10 protein-coding genes are annotated in these 21,174 nt (G+C 69.0%); 2 read left to right on the forward strand and 8 right to left on the reverse strand.

The genetic code is table 11. The features are described from left to right. Window positions 1–7,078 precede the first annotated feature (7,078 nt). The gene (locus B086_RS45655) at window positions 7,079–8,509 is read left to right on the forward strand and encodes an RICIN domain-containing protein (protein WP_234029373.1); all 1,431 of its coding nucleotides are present in this window, start codon (window positions 7,079–7,081) and stop codon (window positions 8,507–8,509) included. A 116-nt stretch (window positions 8,510–8,625) separates the two neighbouring features. Here B086_RS45655 and B086_RS0126470 read toward each other — a convergent pair whose 3' ends face one another. The 8 genes from B086_RS0126470 to eccD all read right to left on the reverse strand — a co-directional run bounded on the left by B086_RS0126470 (window position 8,626) and on the right by eccD (window position 16,721). After that, window positions 8,626–8,976, reverse strand: coding sequence for a hypothetical protein (locus B086_RS0126470; protein ID WP_018569459.1), 351 nt, complete (start codon window positions 8,974–8,976; stop codon window positions 8,626–8,628). After that, entirely contained in the window at window positions 8,969–9,391 is a 423-nt protein-coding gene (locus B086_RS42075; RefSeq protein ID WP_018569460.1) for a YbaB/EbfC family nucleoid-associated protein, read from the reverse strand. Before B086_RS42075 ends, B086_RS0126470 begins: the two co-directional genes overlap by 8 nt. Window positions 9,392–9,451: 60 nt before the next feature. Continuing rightward, entirely contained in the window at window positions 9,452–12,346 is a 2,895-nt protein-coding gene (locus B086_RS0126480; protein ID WP_026252787.1) for an AAWKG family protein, read from the reverse strand. Between the two features lie 30 nt (window positions 12,347–12,376). Continuing rightward, on the reverse strand, window positions 12,377–12,838 hold the full coding sequence (locus tag B086_RS0126485) for a type VII secretion system-associated protein (protein ID WP_018569461.1): 462 nt from the start codon (window positions 12,836–12,838) through the stop codon (window positions 12,377–12,379). Window positions 12,839–12,873: 35 nt separating this feature from the next. Next, window positions 12,874–13,182, reverse strand: a complete 309-nt coding sequence (locus tag B086_RS44710) for a WXG100 family type VII secretion target (RefSeq protein ID WP_018569462.1) — start codon at window positions 13,180–13,182, stop codon at window positions 12,874–12,876. Between the two features lie 65 nt (window positions 13,183–13,247). After that, a complete protein-coding gene (locus B086_RS44715) occupies window positions 13,248–13,634 on the reverse strand; it encodes a hypothetical protein (RefSeq protein WP_018569463.1) in 387 nt (128 codons plus the stop codon). 162 nt (window positions 13,635–13,796) lie between these two features. Then, window positions 13,797–15,302, reverse strand: coding sequence for a type VII secretion protein EccB (gene eccB / locus B086_RS0126500; protein WP_018569464.1), 1,506 nt, complete (start codon window positions 15,300–15,302; stop codon window positions 13,797–13,799). An 18-nt stretch (window positions 15,303–15,320) separates the two neighbouring features. Beyond that, on the reverse strand, window positions 15,321–16,721 hold the full coding sequence (gene eccD / locus B086_RS0126505) for a type VII secretion integral membrane protein EccD (RefSeq protein ID WP_018569465.1): 1,401 nt from the start codon (window positions 16,719–16,721) through the stop codon (window positions 15,321–15,323). Window positions 16,722–17,105: 384 nt separating this feature from the next. Between eccD and B086_RS0126510 the strand changes: the two genes are divergently transcribed. Continuing rightward, a complete protein-coding gene (locus B086_RS0126510) occupies window positions 17,106–21,164 on the forward strand; it encodes a type VII secretion protein EccC (RefSeq protein WP_026252788.1) in 4,059 nt (1,352 codons plus the stop codon). Window positions 21,165–21,174 lie beyond the last annotated feature (10 nt).

Raw genomic sequence — 21,174 nt, forward strand, 5'->3', positions numbered from 1 at the left:
GTTCACCAGGGCGTGCAGTCGTGCGTATTCCGTGGAGTCCAGCGGTCGGCTCACGGCGTCGAGGTCGTTCAGGACCACGCGGTACACGTGTGTCATGTGCGCGTGGTGGCCCGGTTCGATGGCGTCGTAGTGGAGGCCCGGATCGAGGAGTGGCTGGATCCGGTTCTGCTGCGTGATCCAGTCGCTGANCTCAGGGTTGAGGTAGTACCGCCACCATTGCTGTTCGGGAACTCCCGTGCTGTCCAGTGTCTCGGGAGGCAACACGTCCACCGCGTCGTCGGACACCTGCTCGACNTCGACCGGCGCGGGTGTGTCGTCGGTGTCCTGGACGGTGTCCTGGACGCGTTCCTGTGCCGAGCCGTTATCCGGTCCGGTCTCCGCACCGGGCCGCGCGGCCGTATGCCCCGAGCCGGACAGAACTTCGCCGCCCTGGTCGAGGGCCGGGCTCTCAGCCGCATGTGCCGCGGCCACCGGCTCGGCGTCTGCCCACAGGGAGAGGACATGACTCTGGGCCAAAGCCCGTGCGTTCGCCGGGTCGTTCCGGTGATAGGCCAGGATGTGCGCGACACCGATCAGCGTCGCATAGGCTTCCGGCTGTTCCGCGGACAGATTCTCGGTCAGGCGGATCGGGGTGACGCCCTCGACGATGTTCGTGGCATTGCTGATGACTTGCTGGTACGTCTCGTTGTCCAGCTTCGCCCGCAACTCCGCGTGAAGGGCATCGGCCGCGTGCCTCGGCAGGAATGTGGGGCTTTCGGACGGCGCACTGATGTCCTCGGCACCTGCTGGTCCCTCGTCGGCCGGTCGCAGGGGCTGTGACCCGTCGCCCGGCTGAGGCCGGTGGCTCTCGGCGGAGCCGGTTGTGGTGAGTTCCTGGAACGCTCGGTCTGCTTCGCCGGTGCCGGGTTGTTCGGGGGCGTTCGTGTGCGAGGGAAGGAGCAGGGTCTTGCCCTGGGGGGTGAGCTGGATGTTCTTGCCGCCTCGCTGGGCGAGGCCGAGGGCTTCCAGCTTCTTTCCGGCGGTGTCGCCACGCCGCTGGGCGACCCCTGCGTCCTTCACCGCGATCGGGCCGCCGTTCTGTTCGACGAGTTTGGAGATGATCGCGAGCATGTCGGGAGTCGCGGTCTGGCCCTGGCCCAGGAACTCGGAGAGGGCTGCGCTCCAGGCGGGTGTTCCTTCGGCGGGGGCTGCGTCAGCCGGGCGGGAAGGAACGTGAGCTGTCGGCTCGGGCCGGGACGGCTCGGGTTCGCTGGGGCGTGGACGGGGCTGCTTCGCGGTGTCGGCCGACGGAGTTCCACCGGTAGGGGTGTCTGCCGCGGCCGGTCCCTCGCGCGGTGGCACGGTGGCCGTCTCGGCTGCGCTGTTGTTGCTGACGTTGCTGTTGTGTGTTTGTGCCGGTGCGGGATTTCTCTGGAGGTCTTCGATCTCCTGGAGGAGAAGTTTCCGTTTCTCGAGGAGTTCGCTGATCAGGGCGAGGCGCCCGGTGCCCGGGTTCGTGTGCTCGGTCTTCGCGGTCTCTTCGTGCCACTTCTCGGTCAGTTCGAGCGCACGCTGGATTTCTGTCTTTGCGATCTTCAGTTTTCCGGCTATGTGTTTCGCGCTGTTGGTCTCCATGTTGTGCTGGGCCGAGCGGAGAGCGTCTTCCGCGGCGTCGAAGGCTTTTCCTGAAGCGCGTCCGTAGGGGTCGACCGTTCCGTCGCTCATATAGCGTCCGTCGCCGTCCTCGTGATGCACCAGGAGTGGTTTCGGTGCGCCTCCGGGAAGCTTCTCGGCTGCTGCGGGAGTGATGGGAAGGCCGGCGCCGAACTTGGCCTCGGGACGGACCAGGCTCCTGACGACGGCACCCAGCGCGGCGTCGTCCAGCGACTGGACGTACTGGCGGAACTCGGGACCGGCGAGCATCACCTCACGTGTCACCGACAGCGCGATTCCCTCTGTCACCTGGGTGCCGAAGAACACCTCCTGCTCGAAGGTGACGGTGTGCCGACGGCCGTTGTTCTCGGGATACGTGTATGTCCACCGGGCCCGCTTGCCGGATTCGGTGAATCCCGCGTCGTACTCGGCGGTGCGGAATGTCCGGCCGTCCCGCTCCAGCGTCTGCATGGCCGGCCGGTCCAGGGGATGCAGCTGGTCGTGGAGGGACACCCACCCGTGGTGCTCCGCGATCACGTCCGCGTCGAACACCAGGGTCGTCGGACCGTATCGGGTCTCCATCGGCGCGTCACCGACGTCCACCCGGAAGAACAGGAAGTCCTCGTTCCCCAGATTCGTCGTGTTCTGTTTCGAGCTCTTGCCCGATACCAGGAATCCCGCATCACGGCGGTTCAGGTCACTGCTCGATGACATGATCCCGCTGTTCGCTATCGCATGGTAGGCAGGCGTGGCGTGCTTGATCCGGTAGTCCAGGCCATGCAGCCTGCGCACGAGATCCCGGGCGGAGAACTGCTCGCTCTCCGGGATCTCGGCCTCGAGTTCACCGATCTCCCGGTGCAGCCGGGCCACATTGTTCCGCGAGAGCGTCCGTACGAAATTCTCCTGCTGCCTGGGAGTCAGTTCGTCGAATTTGTCGAAGATTCCCTTCCAGGACTCCTTGTCGCCGGGCAGAACCGCTTTCCACTGCGTGCCCGTCGGAACCTCGGCATATGCCTGCTGGGTACGGAAATTCCGGAAACGCCGGGTGAGGACGTTCTGGAGACTCTGTGCGGCCTTCCCCGTGCTGAGGACATTGCCGACCCGAACGACCGCACCGTCCGGCACGTCCCTGACCGCGATCTGCACCCGCTCGGCCAGCTTCCCCGCCGCGGCGGCCAGTGGCTGATGGGCATCGCGCAGTGCGAACAGGCCCCCCATGACAGCGGCGTCCTTGACGAAGCCGCTCAGCATCGTGTCCAGCCGGGCTGCCGACGCACCGAGCCGGTCCGCGAGAGCCCTGATCTCCGGCGTCGCGGCAAGGGTCACGTCGCTGTCGTGCCGTGTCCCGGAACTGAGCAGTTCCTCCAGTTCCTGGGCCTGCCGCAGCACGGTATCGGCGTGCTGCCCCACCTCGACGCCGGTCCACATCACCTGCCCCGGCAGGCCGTCACCCGTCTCTTCACCGCGTGCCTGCCCGCTCAAGTGTTCCGCATACGCCCGCAGGGTCACGGCGTGTTCGACATAGCCCGCCGCGGCGAACAGGTCGATCAGACGATGTGTCTCCGGCTGAGAGAACAACCTCGCTTCCGTCCCGAGGGCCATGGCAGCTGTGAGCCTGTCACCGGCCTCGTCCCGGTTCGCCCGAGCCTTGGCCAGGGCTCCCCGCGCCTTGGCCATCTTCTGCTCGGTCTCCTTGAGCTTCAGCTGCAACTTGTTCGCGACCACCGCCTTCTTCGACCTGCGGCCACCGGCCGGCTCGGCCTCGGCCTGTGCCTGTGCCTGTGCCTGTGCCTCGGCCTGTGCCTGTGCCTCGGCCTGTGCCTGTGCCTCGGCCTGTGCCTCGGCCTGTGCCTCGGCCTGTGCCTCGGCCTGTGGCTCGGCGAGCTTCCGCCGCGCAGTCGCCAGTGAGACTTTGAGCTGGTCGACCGCCGACTGAGGTTCGGTCACACTCTTCACAGCCGCACGATGCTTCTCCAGCAGCACCTCCAACTCGGGCTTCACCGGACCGTCCCCACCCGGCAGTCCAGCACTGGAATCCCGGGAAACACCTCCCGCACCCGGTACGACGGACTTCCCCTCGGCCCCGTCTCCGCCGCGGATCGCTTCCGTCGTTCCCCCCTGGTCCTGGCCGGGGCTGGACAGGTGGACCGCGGAAGAACCGGGCTCGGACTCGAAATGGGATACGGCGTCGGGCCGGTCCTCGGTGTCTGAGGTGTCCGACTCTGTGCCGTCGTGGTCGGTGTGGCCCGCGCCGACGGTGGGCAGGCGCGAGGTGCTTGCCTCAGCGACCGCCTCGTGGTTCTGGTCCTCGCGAGCCGCGCCGCCCCGCATCCGCAGGGGATGCCCGGTCCTGTCGACCGCGGCCATGTGCGCGGCCTGCTCCCGGGTTGTCATGCGCCGCCACTCGGCGGCGTCGAAGTGCTCGGCCGTCTCCTCCAAGAGCCTGTCGAACGCGGTGTCGGACACGTCGCCGTGCCGGATCCTGAGTTCCCTCGCGTATTCCATCTTCAGGTTCACGCGAGGATCCAGGCGGCCGGCCCCCGGCATCGTCCCGTGGTCCGGCACCTGCTTCGGGTCTCGTCCCGGCCCCGGCCCGGCCGACGGGTTCGCCGGCTGGGCACGACTGTCGGGCGGACTCGCCAGGACGTCGGAGTGCTCGTGCACGGCGGGCTCATGCACGGCGGGCTCGTGCACGGCGGGCTCGTGCACGGCGGGCTCGTGCACGGCGGGCTCGTGCACGGCGGGCTCGTGCACGGCGGGCTCGTGCACGAGCGTCGCGTCTCCGTGGGCCGCCGGAGTCGCGCTGTCCGGGCGCTCGGGGCCGGTACGGGGTACGGGCGCAGGGATCTCCCGCTGTGGCACCGCCTGTTCGGCCCGGTGTCCCTCGTCCGCGGTCGGCCGGATCTCGTCGCTCTGCGGCCTCGGCGGTCCGTCCTGCCCGGAGCCTTCCGACACCGTCGACAGGTGTTCCGGCCGTCCGGAGCCGGCCCCGGTGGGCAGGTCGGAGGCGCCGTCGCCGGACGGCACGGTCGCCGGGCGGTCCGCGGTCTCCGGTGTCTGCTGCCCCGCCTCCGCCCGCGATACGCCGACCGACGCCTGCGAGCCGCTCGTCACGTCGTCGCCCGTCCCGCTGACGGTGCCGAGGCGGGTGGGAGCCGCCGGCGGCGTCTGCCGTACCGGCCGCTGTGTGTCGTCGGGGCGTTCGGCCGGCCCACCGGATCCCCGGGTACCGCCCGCACCCGTCGTCGGTGGGGTGACGCCGGACGACGCGGGGGAGCCGGTGTTCGTCGCGGTGCGCGGGGGCGGGCCTTGTGCGGCGGAGCCGACCGCCGCGTCGGCGCCGGTCTGCGGCGCGATCTTGTCGAAGCCCTCGGCGGCGCCGACGGTGGGAATACCGAAGGACGCAGGGTTGAACGCGGACGGGTTGAACGCGGACGGGTCGAACGACACGGTGTCGAGGGACGGGACGTCGATGGACGGCTTCGTCACCACGCCGTCGGCTACCGTGCTGTAGGCGGGCGGCGGCGTGAAGCCCGCCACGTCCGTGCCGTCCACACTGAGTTCACCCCCGGTCGGATACTGGGTGAACGCGGGCGGCGTCGCGGCGAAGCCGTCGGCCGTCGCGGTGTTGAACTGCCCTGGTGACAGGGACAGATGGGGCATCTTGAAGTCCAGGTGGAGCGTGCCCTTGAGCCCCTTGACCACAGCCGACAGGACGAACGGCTTGGCGCGGCTGAGGACCTCGCCGCCCAGCGCGCCGAAGGTGGTCTCCCCGGTGCTGCTGGCCTTGCCCGTCTCGATGTAGTTGACGACCGCCTCGGACGCGTTCTGGTGCGCCATGCTGAAGAAGATGTCCACGGCCGTGTGCGGAGGCTTCTCCTTCCAGAGGGCCGGCTTGGTCTCGGCCACACCGTCCGACAGGGCCGAGCGCAGGGGGGCGTAGCCCGCGCCCATCTTGTCCATCGGCCCCAGGGCCGACTTCAGCGCGTCCGGGAGGGACTTCCGGTCGACGTGCGACATGAACGCACCGGCCCAGTCGGCGCCCATCCGGCGTGCGACGTCGGACCCCAGCCGGGGTCCGAAAGCCTTCTCGAACTGGTCGCTCACATCCTTCACGAAGGACTTCTGCACATCCTTCGACACCACGCCGTGGGTGAGCTCGACACGCATCGCGACGGTCAGGTCGGCCATCTTGGGGCCGAACCAGCCGCCGAGGCCGGCGAGGTCCTTGTCCAGCGGGATGTCCGAGAGGCCGCCGCCCGTCTTCGCCCCGTTCGCCGCGGTCTTGGCGATGTCGGAGGTGGCGGACTTGGTGGGCGCGGAGGTGCCGGGATGCTTCAGCGCGTCCTCGATCTTCCCCGACAGCGCCTTGATCAAGGAGGGGGAGAAGCCCTTGGAGATCAGCTTCTTGATCGGCCCGGTGAGAAGCGGAACCCCCGCGCCGATCGCACCCTGGACGGCACCCGAGAGCACCGCGCTCTTGTGGTACTGCGAACCCTGCGTGGTGTGCTTACCCTGGAGCGCCAGGATCCACCGGGACAGTCCGTCGAGCGCGGTCGACAGCGCGACGTTGGTCACCACGGTGAACGCGGCATGTGTGAGGAACCGCCGGAGCGTGCCACCGAACAGCACCTTGAACAGGGTCTGAAGGAAGGACTGTTCGATGGCGGCTCCGATGGGGTTCCACTCCCACATGATGAGGGTGATCGCCCACTCCACCAGGAACGCCATCACCTGAAGGACGATCATCAGGTTGGTGTAGTCCAGCTGATAGGCGAACTCGGATGCACCTTCGGCGAGTTGCTCCGCCGTCTCTCTCAGGCCCGAGACGAAGTCCGCGCCGTCGCCGGACATGAACGTCTTCATCGCCTCGATGTAGGCCTTCGGCCACGCGCCGCTCGCGCCCGCGGCGGTGCCTCCGGTGACCTGAGCTGCGAGGTTCTGGAACTCGTCCAGGAACGTGATGAGCTCCAGGTGGGGCACCACCACCTCATTGTGTACACGTTCCGACGACCCCATCGGGACGGACATACCCGCCACGAACACCACGATCGGGTTGTACCAGGGTTCCTCAGTCACAGCTTCCCCATGTGTGCAGGCTCGTCGGTCAGTGACCCAATGCCCGGCCGCGGGCCCGTCGGAGCGGGATGTCATACGGGACGGAGCCCTTAATTATACGTATCGCCATGTCGGTGAAGTTGGCACATGTTTTCGCTCGTGCGAAGTGTCGGCGATGCCCGGCCACCACACCGAAGTTCACACTCACACGTGCTGTACCCTGCGATACTCGGATCCTTTTTCGCAGAGGTGGAAGTAGGCAGGGTGTGCCGAAACCAGACGCACGGGGCCCGGCCTGCGCTCCCTCGGAAGGAAGCACATGAAGTCTCCAGATCCGCCGCGGCCGGCCCGCGCGGCTCCGGCAAGTACACCCGTCACACCGGCCGCGGTGTCCAGCGACAGCGCCGCCCAGACCGTACAGGTCTCCCCTTCCCTGCCCACGGAGTCCGTGACGACGTCGCGGAAGAACTCCACCGACACGTCCGGCGCCGGGAAGAAGGACCCGGACGCCAAGGCCACCAGCACGCGGAGCGCACCGGCCGCTCGACCCGTCGGCGGCAGCTCGAAGCCTGAACGGCCCGAGGAGAAGGACACCGCGCGGACGCAGGCCGGTGCCGGGGAATCACGGGCACAGTCCCCAGAGAGCACACGGGCACGGTCCACGGAGAGCAAGGGCGTACTCTCCTCGCTCGCGTCGCTCGCCCCGCGGGGCTCTGCACGGCGAGCCGGAAGCGGCACGCGTGATGTGGACACGGCCGCCGAGAGCTCGGCCACCGCCACGGCGGCGAGCAGCCGCGCCAGTTCACCGGGGAACACCCGCGACCCCGACATCCGGTCCCGTACCAGCACGGGACGGAAAGGCGGCGGTTCCGTCTCCGCCGATGCCGATGCCGATGCCGACGGCGCGGCGAGGAGACCGGCGGGCCGCCCAGGCGCCCGTGCTCTGCTGCGCGGCAGCCACCGCACCGTACTGACCGTCGCGGCGGTCACCGGTGTCGTGCTGGTGGCAGGTGTCCTCGTGGGCCTGCGCGGGGGCGGTGCTCAAGACACGGCTGCCCCCGATCCCGCCGCCTCGCTGTTCGAACCGGGCGAGGACGGCGGATCCCGGGGGAGCGTGCCGGGAGCGATACCGCTTCCGACCGGCCACAAGTCGGGCTCCCCCTCCGCCGCTCCCACCGGTGGCGGCCCGGCTTCGCACGGTGCGAAGAAGGCCGCTGCCGCCGCGGTCGCGGCCGACGGCGGTACGAGCGACTCCTCGTCGAAGTCCTCGTCCTCTTCGCACGACGGCGGCAAGACGGGAAGCGGGAGTTCGTCCTCCTCCTCGTCGACGCACCACTCCGCGTCGACGTCGTCCACCACCGGCACGAACTCGTCGACCTCCACCGGCGGTTCGACCTCCCCCGGTGGTGCGAGCGGCTCGGGCGGTTCGGCCGCCCCCGGCGTGATGGTGTTCAGCCACGCCTCCGGCCGCTGCATCACCGTGACCGGCGGCCAGGGCAAGGACGGATCACCGTTGCAGATCCGGGACTGCTCCGGTTCGACGGCGCAGAAGTGGACGTTCGCCTCCGACGGCACGATCCGCGCCTTCGGGCTGTGCATGGACGCCGCGGGAGCGTCGACCGCGAACGGTACGGTCGTTCAGCTGGCGAAGTGCAACGGCGGCCCCGCGCAGCAGTTCCGGCTCAACGCCCGCCACGACCTGACGAACGTCATGGCCAACCAGTGCGTGGACGTGAAGGACCAGTCCACCGCCAACGGCACGCGCCTGCAACTGTGGACCTGCGCCGGCACCGGCAACCAGAAGTGGTCCAAGAAGTAGCGGGACCGGTTCGTCCGAGAACTCCGAGAGGGGGCCTTCCCGCGCCGGTCGTCCGGCGCGGGAAGGCCCCCTCTCGTCTGTGACATCCGTCCGGAGCGTCCGAGCGGGCGTTCCCCTCAGATCCGTGTGTGGTGGGGATTGGGCAGATCGTGGATGTTGTTGATGTTGTCGTTCTGCGTCTTCGCGAAGCTCTTGGACGAGTCGTTGGTGAGATCAGCGGCCGCCCGCATGGCCCTGATCAGGGCGTACATGCCCTCGTGCGCCAGCATGTTGTGAGGGGTGATGTAGTTCTGCACATACGTACGGCCGTACTGGTCGTTGCCCCACGGAGGGTCCTGCACGTCGTAGGCGGTGTCGTCCGCGTACTTCTCCCCCGCGCGCTGGGTCACGTCGGCGATCTGGTCGGTGGCTCCGGCGCCCGCCTGGATACGGCTCGGATCGGCGATGAAGGTGCTGTCGTCAGACACGGCCCTCACCTCCGGCGCGGCGCGGCGCGAGGACTTCCTCCAGCGAGCCGCCGTCGAGAAGCTTGTCGAGGTTGACGCGGTCGAGCGCGCCGTCGCTCGCGGTGCCCGGACCGACGCCACCGGCGGCCTCGATGATGGCCGTGGCCCGCGAGGCCACCTGGGCCCTCGACGCCGCCATGGCCTCCAGCACACTGGCGGCGAGGGCCTGCCCGGTCATCTGCTTGAACTTGTTGTTCGGGAAGCGGAGCCCGGAGGGAGATCCGTCCGTGCCCACCGTGACCTCGACGGCACCGTCCCGGGAGCGCGCGGTGGCCGAGAGCGTCCGGACCTGGTTCCTGGCGTCGATCAGGGCCTGGCGCATCTTCTTGAACTCTTCGATGGCCTGCTGCTGTTGTTCTTTGAGTGAGGAACTCATGGATTCTCCTGTGCTGTGGGGGCCGCTGCCGAAGAGCGGGGGAGGAGCCGGAGGCCGGCGTCAGTGACCGATGGACGCGGGCAGGCCGCCCTCCTCGGTACCCCAGAGGTCCTTGCCGGAACTCCGGGGCGACTGCCGGGAGCCCCCGGGGGGCCCGAAAGCGGACTCGGTGGACGGACGACGCGGGCCGAGGAGTTCGTCGGAGTCGGTCTCCTCCTCCTCCCACTCCTCCGGATCCTCGGGTACGTCGGCGCGGGCGGCGAAGGGGGACATGCCGTGCTGGACGACGGCACCGTCCATGTCGTTGCCGTCGTAGAGGTTGCGCTCGCGGTCCCCGCCGCCCTGGCCGCCCTGCTGACCGTTCATCCGGTTCATGCCGGCCATCATCATCATGGGCGACAGCAGACCCATGGCGTTCTGGCTGTCGCCGGTACCACCCGGACCGGTCAGCGTGCCGACTCCGGCCGCGGCACCCGCCCCGACCCCGGCCCCGGCGCCCGCCGCTCCGGCACCTCCGGCCCCGGCAGTCAGATTCGCCGGGCTCGGAACCACCTGGGAGCGCCCGTCCGACGTCGTGATCAGCGAGCTGCCGTCCAGGTGCTTGAACTCGGTGGCGCCGCCCGGGTGCCTGGTGATGCTGGTTCCGTCCGGCGTGTAGGAGATCCCGCCACCGCTGTAGGTGGGGACGTGGACGGACGGGACATTGACGCGCCCGCCACCGTAGGTTCCGGCGTTGTTGGCCGTGGCCTGCGTGGTCGTGACCGTGCCGTCCCGGTGCAGCGTCGTGGTGCTGCCGTCCGGATTGTGGGTGACGATGTTGCCCTTGCCGTCGACGGTGACGGTACTGCCGTCGGCGTTGCTGACGCTCTCGCCGGAGCCCAGATGGGTGGTCGTGGAGTGGCCCTTGGCATCGACGGTGGTGACGTCCCCGTTGGGATGCACGGTGACCTTCGAGCCGTCCGCGCCGTCGGTGGTCAGGCTGCCGTCGCTGTTGACGTGCGACACGGTCCCGTCGGGCGAGGTCAGCTGAGTCTCGCCGTTCGGTTGGACGATCTTCGAGGTGCCGTTGGCGAGCGTCGTCGTCTTGGTGCCGTCGGCGGCGGTCTGGGTCAGACTGCCGTCGCCGTTGCGGGTGATGCTCGTGCCGTCCGGGTTGGAGACCGACTCACCCACACCGAGGTGGCTGGTCGTGGAGTGCCCCTTGGGGTCGACCGTGGTCACGGCGCCGTCCGGGGTGACCGTGCGCGTGGATCCGTCGGAGAACGCCGAGGTGATGCTGCCGTCGGCGTTGCGCATCACCTTGCTGCCGTTCGGATAGTTGGTGAGGACACCCCCACCGGACCGGGTCGTGGTGCTGCCGTCGATGTTGCTGATGGGCAGACCGCCGTGGAAAGCCGTCCCCCCGCCGAGCGCACCGCCGCCGCCCAGCAGGCTGTTCCCGGTCGGCAGGTCACCGAATCCGCCGTTGCCCTGGATGTTCGGGATGTTCGGCTTCGGGACCTGGACGTTCCCGCCACCCGGGACGTTCGCGCCGTTGGGGCCGGTGGAGGGAACATCACCGAACCCGCCGTTCCCGTTGACGGTCGGCACATGGTTGCCGATGCCGTCGCCGAGGGCCTTGAAGTTGTTCCCCATGCCGTCACCGAGGCCCTTGAAGCCGTCCCCGATGCCGTCGCCGAGGCCCTTGAACCCGTTGGTGATGCCGTCACCGAGTTTGGTGATGCCGTCACCGAGGCCCTTCAGACCGTTGCCGAGGTCGTTGCCGTTCTTCTCGTTGTTCTCGTCCTGTACGTCCGAGGTGAGCGTGGACGGCGCGTCGGTGAAGGAGAAGGCCGAGTTCCACGAGGGGTTGAGAACACGCGACCAGTCCTTCTGCAAGGTCTCCAGCACCGGCTGGGCCTTCTTGTCCAGATTGATCTCGACGTTCTTGACCCACCGGCTCACGGCCTCATTGACCAGGTTGTGCCAACTGGCGGTGTCGGAGAGTGCGCCGAACTGGGACTCCTGCTTGAAGTTCTTCGTGAAGTAGAAGTTGTCGCCGCTTTGCTCACCGTCATCGACACTGTACGGGCCCATGGCCCACTGCCGGGCGTTGTTGTCGATGATCCAGCGACCCATCTCGACGAACACCTGGTTCAGCACGTCGAGGGGATCGGCCGGGATGTTCTGCTGCGTGGTCGAACCGTCCGGGAGGGTGGTGGTGATCTGTTCCCCTCGCTGCCAGTAGAAATCGCCGTAGATCCGGTACAGCTCCTGGTACGCCTTGTACAGGGCCTCCTCGGCGCCGATCAGGTTGTCCCCGTGCAGTGTGCTGCTCGTCGTATTGGTGGAAGGCGACGTGTGTGTCGACGTGAAGCCCGGCGGCCGCAACTGGGACAGGTAGTTCTCGTACTTCTTGTGGAGATCGTCCAGCAGGAGCCAGAAGGCGCCCGCCGCGTTCCCCTTCCACCCCGCCTGCTCGTTGCCGAGCTCATCCTTCCAGTCCTGTAGGTTCTGGATACGCTCGTCGAAGAACCTGCCCGCGTCGTCGAAGGACTTGGCCAGCTTGGCGAAATCGCTCAGCCTCACCCCGTCGGCCTCGGCCCCGTCGGTGCTGCCACTGACTTCGTTCTTGATCGAGGAGTGGCCGTAGACCAGGTCGGACAGTACCCGGGACGCCTTCTCCCAGTATCCGTGGAACGCGGGATTGTCGAGGTAGGTGATGTCCAGCCGCCACTTCCTCGCATCGCCGCCGCCGAAGGTGAAGAACTCGAAATGGAATCCCTTGTTGGGGTTGACCGGCTGGATCAACGCGAAGAAGTCGTCGTTGCTGTCGAACAGCGTGCCGCCCCTTTTGAAGGCCATGTTGACCCAGGGGATCCCACTGTCGCCGGCGACCTTGGTGACGTCGTCGCGTTTGACGAGCGACCAACCCGTCGTCAGGTGCAGGATGTCTTCCCAGCTCTGCGCGCCCATGGTCTACTGCTCCGGTGAAGTCATGGGCGATCAGAAGCCCGAGTTGTTCTGGCCGCTGCCGCCGCCGCTGCCGCCGCCCGTGTCGCCGCCGAGGCCCGACTGGTAGTCCCGGATCGCGCGCATGAAATCGTTCGACTTGATGTCCGTGAGATTGTGCGCCTGTGCCTTCTTCATGTCCGCGATGACCTTCTCCAGATCTGCTATCAGTTTGGTGAAGGCGACTTCGTGGTGGCTGAAGACGTTGTCGATGCTGGTGGCGGCCTTCTTGGCGTTCTCGCAGATGGACTTGCCGCCCGTCTGGTCGTCATTGGCCATCGGTCCGAGCGCCAGGATCTGGGGCTTCGTGCTGATGTCGAAGAGGGATTCGGGATCCCCGTCGGGCTTCCGCCTTTTCTTGATCTCTTCCAGGAAGGGGCGCACCTTGTTTTCGATGAAACCCTTCAAGGCGGCGTAGTCGAGTCTTTCCAGGTCATGACCGTTGGTAGCGGGCATGGGCGCCTTCCTGTCCCTTCGTCGTCGGCCTCAGGTCACATGCGGATGTCGAGGAAGTTCTCCGCGTTGGTCTGCACCGTGCGCTTGTAGTTGTCCGAGACGTCGTTCAGCGTTGTGGAGAACCTGGTCAGGATCTGCGAGAGAGCCGCGACCTCGGCGTTCCAGGTGGGCAGCACCTTCTGCTTGTAGACGTCCCGGTCCGGGCCGATCCAGTCGTTGACGACCGTCTCCATCTGCTGCTGGAGCTCGGTGACGATGGCCTGGATCCTTCCGGTCTCCTCCATCATGGCCTGCGCCGACTGACCGGCTTGCAGGTGATCGATGCTGATGCCGCTGTCCGACATGTTTCCTCCGTGAGTATGCGGTTCGGGCTGATCGGTGCTGAGCGGTGTGCGTCCGACGGACGCGTTCAGGCTCCCGGCGACAGGGTGTTGAAGGTGTTTCCGGCGATGCTGCCGCCCGTGCTCGCGATCCCCTGGCCGAAGCCGGTCAGGGAACCGTTGTTGCTGACCACGGCCTGGTAGTTGGCTTCCTGCACATGGCTGGAGCGCTGCATGCTCTCGCCGAGCGTGTTCTCCATCGCGACACAGGTGTTGGCGATGCGGTCGACCTCCTCCAGCCATGTCTGGACCACCTGGCCGTAGGCGACACCGTCGCTGCCCTGATAGTGGCTGGCGAGGGTCTCCCGGTGCGACCGGATCACCTCCTGGCGCTGCCTGAGGGACTGCCGCGCCTGCTCCAGGAAGCCGATGGACTGCGTGTACGTGGCGCGCTGTGACTTCGTCAGATCGGCCATGAATTCTCTCCGTGATGTCGTGAGGTGCGCCGGCCGGTGGTCCCGGGAGAACACCGGGCCGGGCGGAATCAGAGTGTGCGGGAGGCGTCGGGTGCGGGAACCACCCGCCACCTCCTGAGCACGAGATATGTGTCTGCGGGGTTCACTCTAGCGGGTGGGACGTCAACTCGTCTTCGAGGTGTTCTTGTTGTCCTGCCCACACGTGGGCGTACCTGTCACCGTCGCCCTGCCCGTGGCCGCGGACTCCGGAGACAGGTCAGGACCCGTGGGAAGCATGTTCAGCAGTGCGGCCGGAAGACCGTCCGCGGCGGAGAAGTCGTAGCCGAGGGCCTTGGCGGCGCCCGCCGTCGGCAGCCGGTACTTCACGCCGTTGTCCGTCACCAGGTACGTCGTCGTGCCCGTACTGTGCCCGGAACTGTCCAGCGCCCTCACCATGCTGCCGCTCCCCGGGGCCACCGCTATGCCGTCGACGGGCAGGCAGGCGGGCGCGAGCGCCTTCAGCGGCGGCAGTGCCTGCCCGACCACCGTCTTCGCCGGAACCGTCGTCAGCGTCACCCGGATCCCATTGCCGCCCTCGGGATCCAGGCCGACGCACACGCCGGTCGATTCGGATGCCGCCAGCAGCGCGGGCGGCTCGGCCGGAAGCTGCGATCCGGCCTGCCGAACGGCCCTGCCGGTCTCGGACCCGGCGGGGGCCAGCGCTCCGCTGAGCGCCTGCGCCGACAGCACGACCGGCTTCGGAGCCGCTCCGTGGTAGGCCTTCTGTCTGACTCCGGGGTCGCCCAGGGCGAGCGCGGCCTGGGTCGAGGTGAGCGGGGTCAGACCGTCACCGCCGAGCACGTAGTACCGCGATGCCGAACCAGGTGTCTGCACGGTGAACACCTGCCCGATGCGGGTGGCCTGGCCGTCGAGGGCGGGACCGCTGCCGCCGAGCCCGGTCACCGGCGGGGCGGCGAGATCGGGACCGGCGGGCAGGGAATCGAGGAAGGCCGCGGAGACCGGCGCGGCGCCGGCACCACCGTAGCCGAGGGCCGCGAGGGCGGCCTGGCCACCGGTCACCCTGAACCGGTTGTCCTGCCAGAGCAGGTAGATGCCGCCGTCCGGTCCTTTCGCCAGTATCGCCTGGTCGGCCCGGACCCCGGTGCCGTTGGGCGCGGCGTCGACGGCCAGGACCGTCAGCGGCTTGTGCGCCCCGGAGTCGGTGGTGGCGTCGGCCGCGCAGACCTGCCACGGATGGGCGTTCAGGCTGTCGGCCGTGGGAAGGGAGTCGGGCGCGCCGGGGATGCCGACCTCGGTTCCGTGCCGCGCCGTGCTCAGGGAGTTGGCGGTCACGGAGACGGTCGCCATGTCGGCGCCCAGCAACAGCCGGGCCGAAGGATAGTTGAGCACGGTGTGCAGACGACCGTCGTACACGTAGCGCGTGCCGGTTCCCTTCTCGACGATGAGGGACTTGCCGCTCTGCCAGGACGTGTTGCCGCCGGGCTTGACCAGGCCGAAGACGAGGAACCCGGCGGACACGACCGCCGCGACCACCATTCCGTAGCTCATGCCGCGGTTGGTCCGGCGGTTGGGCGGCTCGCTCACGTCGGGGTCGGCGCGAAGCAAACCCGAGGTCAGACGGGACACCAGGAACTGGTGGGCGATGACCTGGTCGCGTCGGGACTGCATGGTGACACCTCCTCAGGTTCAGCCGAACAGGCTGCGCAGGCGCTGGTAGACGTCGAGGACCCACAGGGCGAGAGGCAGCACCGCGAGAGCCGCGCCGGACTGGAGCAGGTCACCCGCCCGTCCCCAGTACGGCAGCAGTCGCCGTCCCGGAACCGTCCAGGAGACGACCGCGGTGAGGGCGGCGCCGACGAGCAGGGCGGCGATACCGAGGAGTTCGCCGCGCTCGCCGTGCCGGACGGCCAGTTCGACGACCAGGAGCACGACGCCGAGACCCGCCGGAAGGCTGAGTGCGACCCGCTGCCAGGAGGTGCCGAGGGACCGCCCGTGCAGCCCGAGGAGAACCGCCAGGACGAGCACGGTGATCGTCTCGGCCGGGCCGGGGTGCCCGGCCATCGCGACGAGGCAGCCGAGGCAGACCACGCCGACCGCGCCGTACAGGCCGGTCATCCAGTGGTCCACCGCGGCTCCGCCGCTCGCCACGTCGTTCTCGGACCGCGGTTCGATGCCCTCCTGGAGCTGGCCGGGGTTGGTGGGCAGCGGCGGCAGCCGCAGACCGGCCAGGGAGAACGACATCATCGGGATGAAGGCGCCGAGGAGCACGGCGGCCACGGCGACCGCCCCGGCGGCCTGGTGGACGGGCACGTCCAGGGCCACCATCAGCGCGCCCCCGAGCACCCCCGCCACCGTCAGCACACCGCAGGAGACGAACACCACGGGGTAGCCGGCCACCACGGCGGTGGCCAGCACGAGCCCCACGGTGCCGGCCGCACCCGCAGCGAGCAGCCGGGCGCCCACGGTCCGGGCCGAACCGTCCCCGGCCCCGTCACCACCGATCAGCAGCAGACCGGACACGGACAGGAAGGCCGCTCCGAACAGCCCCAGCAGCACACCGCCTTGCGGGTCGTCCAGCACCCGGGCCGCGGAACCCGCCCCGGACAGCGCGAGCAGGGCCGCCCCCGCGGCGAGGATCATCCGGTCGCCCGACTCGCCCTTCGACACGACGAGCAGTCCGAGGCAGCCGAGCAGCGCCGTCGCCATGAGCGTACGCAGGAGCCAGCGGCTGATGTGCGGGCTCCACGCGTGCGGCAGATTCTGGACGACGGCCGAGACGGCTTCGAGCAGGCTGTCGTAACGCACCGGGGGCAGGGACTCCGTGTGCGGGCGCAGCAACAGCGTCTCGCCCTCCCGCAGATCGAGCGACTCGGGTGTCCCCTCGAGGTCCAGCGGATGGCCGGCGAGGCGCTGGAGCACCCAGCCACCGTGCTCCAGACCCTGCTCGGCCAGGTCCTCGCCCGCGTGGCCGGCGATCACGGGCAGCAGGTCCGCGAGGGGCACGTCCGCCGGGACGGCGAGGTCCAGTGTCTTGTCAGGGGCGCGCACCGTGAGACGGCACAGCCCGTTCAGTGAGCCTTCGCTCATGGGGGCAACAGCCTTCCGAGGGGGAGATACACGGCCGAGCGGCGACGTGGCCCGAGGAACACGTCACCGCGGGGCGAAGCGGTCGGGGAGGCGGCTTCGGCCCGGCGCGGGCGCCGGCCGGCCGGTGGAGCGTGGGGCGGTCGAGGGCTTCCGACACCTTCGCCAGAAACACCTGACAGCAGATACTCTCACGGCCGGAAGCCTCTCATCACCGGAGCCCCTCGGTAACACGTATCCTTGTTCGCGGCGCTCCGTTGTCGCGGTGGCCCAGGCGTTGGGCAGTACAAACGTGTGCACCCTGCGGTGAGCCCGTTCTCCAGACAACTCATCACCTCCGCGCGGGGCCCGCCGAAACGCCCTGTGCAGAGTTGAAGGAGAGCCCAGTTGAGTGTGGTTTTCTTCCGCAGGCCGGTCCGCCGACGCGGTCCGGATCTGCCCGACGGCGAGCTCACGCTCCAGGAACCACCGACACTCGCGGAGACGGCACCGTCGTCCGCGGCCAACATGCTCACCTATCTGCCCATGGCGGGTATGTCGGTCGGCATGGTGCTGCTCTACACCCGTATCGGCAAGGGAACGGGCCCGGTCATCTATCTGGTGGTCGGGCTGATGCTGTTGTCGATGGTCATGATGCTGGTCGGCCAGTTGGTGAAGTCCGGGTCCGAGCGCAAGCAGAAGATGCAGGGTGTGCGCCGGGACTATCTGCGCTACCTCGGCGGAGCACGGCGCAAGGTACGGTCCGCCGTCACCGAGCAGCAGCGCGCACTGGCCTGGAAACACCCCGAACCCACCGCGCTGTGGTCGTTCGCGCAGACCACCCGGCTGTGGGAGCGGCGGCCCGCCGACGAGGACTTCGCGGAGGTGCGGGTCGCCGTGGGCGAGCAGCGGCTCGCGATGCAGCTGGTGAACAAGACGGCGAAGCCGGTCGAGGACCTCGACCCGCTGTCCGCGCACGCGCTGCGTGCCTTCATCAACGCCTACTCCACCGTGCCGGAACAGCCGATCTCGATCTTCCTGAGGGCATGGGCCCGGGTCCTGTTCCGCGGCGAGCGCGAGAAGGTGCTGGCGACCGTCCGGGCCCTGCTCGGCCAGCTCGCCGTGCTGCACACCCCGCAGAACATGATGATCGCGTTCTGCGTGGCGCCGGAGAACCGAGCGGAGTGGGAGTGGGCGAAGTGGCTTCCGCACGCGCTGCATCCGAAGGAGTCGGACGGCGCGGGACCCGCGCGGCTGATCACCTCCAACCTCGCCGAACTGGAGGATCTGCTGGGGGAGGAGCTGACCGACCGCCCGCTCTTCGAGGCGGGCGCGTCCCCCGGCAAGGACGAGCCGTACGTCGTGGTGGTGCTGGACGGCGGCCAGGTGCCCGCCGGCCACCGCTTCGAACGGACCGGCTTCCGCAACTCGGTCGTGCTGGACGTCTCCGGCGCCCTGGCCTGGAAGCCCGGCCGGACCGTGCTGCGCCTGACGGTCGAGGAGACCGAGGGCGACGAGGGCAACGGGAACAAGGGCGGGACGTACGACGCGGTGAAGGTCGTGCGCACCGATCGCAGCCGTAAGGAGACATCCATCCCGCTGGGCCGCGCCGACCGGCTCGGGCCGGTCGCGGCCCGCGCCCTCGCCGCCCTGCTGGCGCCGATGCGGACAGGAGCGACCGCGGAGGCGGCGCAGCCCCTGGCCACCGACATCCAGCTCACCTCCCTGCTCGGCATCCCCGACCTGCACCGGCACTCCCCGCAGACCTACTGGGAGCGCCGCGCGTCGCAGAACAAGCGGCTGCGGGTGCCCATCGCGGTCGGGGCGGACGGCCGTCCGGTGGAGCTGGACCTCAAGGAGTCGGCGCAGGACGGCATGGGTCCGCACGGCATGCTGATCGGCGCCACGGGCTCCGGCAAGAGCGAACTGCTGCGGACCCTGGTGCTGGGGCTCGCCCTGGCCCATTCGTCCGAGACGCTGAACTTCGTCCTGGTCGACTTCAAGGGCGGCGCGACCTTCCTCGGCTTCGACGAACTGCCCCACACCTCCGCGGTGATCACCAACCTGGCCGACGAGGCCGCGCTGGTGGACCGGATGCAGGACGCGCTGCGCGGCGAGATGCAGCGCCGCCAGGAACTGCTGCGCAGCGCGGGCAACTACACCTCCGCCCTGGACTACGAGAAGGCGCGTGCCGCGGGCGCACCGCTGGAACCGCTGCCGAGCCTGCTGGTCGTCGTCGACGAGTTCAGCGAACTGCTCTCCGCGCACCGGGAGTTCATGGAACTCTTCGTGGCCATCGGTCGACTGGGCCGTTCGCTGGGCGTGCATCTGCTGCTCGCCTCGCAGCGCCTGGACGAGGGGCGCATGCACCAGCTGGAGAGCCACCTGTCCTACCGGATCGGTCTGCGGACCTTCTCCGCCATGGAGAGCCGGGGCGTGCTCGGTGTGCCCGACGCCTACGAACTGCCGTCGCAGCCGGGCAGCGGCTATCTCAAGAGCGGTGTGGAGCCGCTCACCCGTTTCCGTGCCGCCTATGTGTCGGGTGCGTACCGGCAGCGGGTCGGCTCGCTGGCCCAGGAGAAGATCGCCGGTCAGGTGGTGCCCTGGACCGGCGACTGGGTGAACACGCGGGAGCAGCCGGCCGCCCGGGAACCGGTGCCGATGAACGGGGACGCCACGGGCGACACGGACGACGGGGACGACACCAGCCTGATGGCCGTGGCCATCGACAGACTCCGCGACTCCGGGCCCCCGGCCTACCAGGTGTGGCTCCCGCCGCTGGGTGCCCCCCCGACCCTCGACGCGCTGCTGCCCCCGCTGGTCCCCGACCCCGAACTGGGACTCACCACCGCCGACTGGGCGGACCGCGGCAGTCTCCGGGTGCCGCTCGGCATCGTGGACAAGCCGTTCGAGCAGGTGCGGGACCTGCTGATGGTGGATCTCGGCGGCTCGGGCGGTCATGTGGCGATCGGCGGCGGACCCCAGAGCGGCAAGTCCACCCTGGTGCGCAACCTGATCACCGCTCTCGCACTCACCCACACGCCCCGCGAAGTGCAGTTCTACTGCCTGGACTTCGGCGGCGGCTCGCTCGCCTCGCTGGCCGGCCTGCCGCACGTCGGTGGCGTCGCCGGCCGTCTGGACGGGGAACGCGTCGCCCGGACCGTGGCCGAGATGGCCACGCTGCTCGCTCACCGGGAGCGGTTCTTCCTGGAGCACAACATCGACTCCATGGCCACCCTGCGCCGCCGACGGGCAGCGGGTGAGTTCCCCGAGGAGCGGCACGGCGACGTGTTCCTGGTGGTCGACGGATGGCAGACGGCCCGGCAGGACTTCCAGGACCAGGTGCAGGTGATCGGCCAGCTCGCCACGACCGGTCTGAACTACGGCATCCACGTGGTGACCACCACCACCCGCTGGGTGGAGCTGACCGCCGCGGTCCGCGACCAGTCGGCCACGAAGCTGGAGCTGCGGATGGGCGACCCGCTGGACTCGATGATCGACATCAGGATGGCCAAGAGCATCCCGCGGATACCGGGCCGAGGTCTGACGATCGGCTCGAAGCTGCACTTCCTCGGCGCGCTGCCGCGGATCGACGGGGTCGACGATCCCGCCGACCTCGGTGACGGCGTCGCCGACCTGGTCCAGGCCGTGTCCGACGGCTGGCAGGGCCCGGTCGCCCCGCCGGTGCGGATGCTTCCGACGGTCCTGGACGCCCGGGAGCTGGCTCCGGCGCCCCAGGGACGGCGCCTCCAGGTCGCGCTGGGCGTCGAGGAGAACGAACTGGCACCGGCCTGGCACAACTTCGCCGAGACGCCGCACCTGGTGTCGTTCGGCGACACCGAGTCGGGCAAGACCAACCTGCTGCGGGTGGTCGCGAAGGCGGTGACCGAACGGTTCACCCCGGCCGAGGCGCGCATTCTCGCCGTCGACTTCCGTCGCGAACTGGTCGAGTCGGTTCCCGAGGAGTACCGGCTCGGGCATGCCGTGTCGCTGGACCAGCTGGACGAGTACGTCCAGGGCGCGGCACGGGCCCTGAAGACCCGCACCCCCGGCCCGGAGATCACACCTGCCCGCATGCGGCTGGCCGACTGGTGGGTCGGACCCCGGCTGTTCGTCCTCGTCGACGACTACGATCTCGTCGCCAACCCCATGCGCAGCGTCTTCGAGCCCCTGCTCGAACACCTGCCGCTGGGCTACGAGGTGGGCCTGCACATGGTGGTCACGCGCTCCGCGGCGGGCGCGATGCGCGGTGTGAGCGATCCGCTGGTACGGCGCATGCTGGAGGTGAACACCCCCGGCCTGCTGCTGTCCTGCCCGCCCAACGAGGGCTATGTGTTCGGCAACGTCAAGCCACGGGTGCTGCCGCCCGGCCGGGGCACCTACATCACGCGGCGCAGCGCGGTGCAGATCCAGACCGCGCTCCTGGAGAGCAAGGGCGAGGAGACGGAGTTGCCGCCCGGCCACTGATCGCCCGCCC

Source organism: Streptomyces sp. PsTaAH-124 (assembly GCF_000373685.1).
Lineage (GTDB): Bacteria > Actinomycetota > Actinomycetes > Streptomycetales > Streptomycetaceae > Streptomyces > Streptomyces andamanensis.

Coding starts and splice junctions, on each gene's coding strand:
- B086_RS44710 (WP_018569462.1), bottom strand. CDS start 13,182: ATGTCGGACAGCGGCATCAGCATCGATCACCTGCAAGCCGGTCAGTCG.
- B086_RS0126480 (WP_026252787.1), bottom strand. CDS start 12,346: ATGGGCGCGCAGAGCTGGGAAGACATCCTGCACCTGACGACGGGTTGG.
- B086_RS42075 (WP_018569460.1), bottom strand. CDS start 9,391: ATGAGTTCCTCACTCAAAGAACAACAGCAGCAGGCCATCGAAGAGTTC.
- eccD (WP_018569465.1), bottom strand. CDS start 16,721: ATGAGCGAAGGCTCACTGAACGGGCTGTGCCGTCTCACGGTGCGCGCC.
- B086_RS0126485 (WP_018569461.1), bottom strand. CDS start 12,838: ATGCCCGCTACCAACGGTCATGACCTGGAAAGACTCGACTACGCCGCC.
- eccB (WP_018569464.1), bottom strand. CDS start 15,302: ATGCAGTCCCGACGCGACCAGGTCATCGCCCACCAGTTCCTGGTGTCC.
- B086_RS44715 (WP_018569463.1), bottom strand. CDS start 13,634: ATGGCCGATCTGACGAAGTCACAGCGCGCCACGTACACGCAGTCCATC.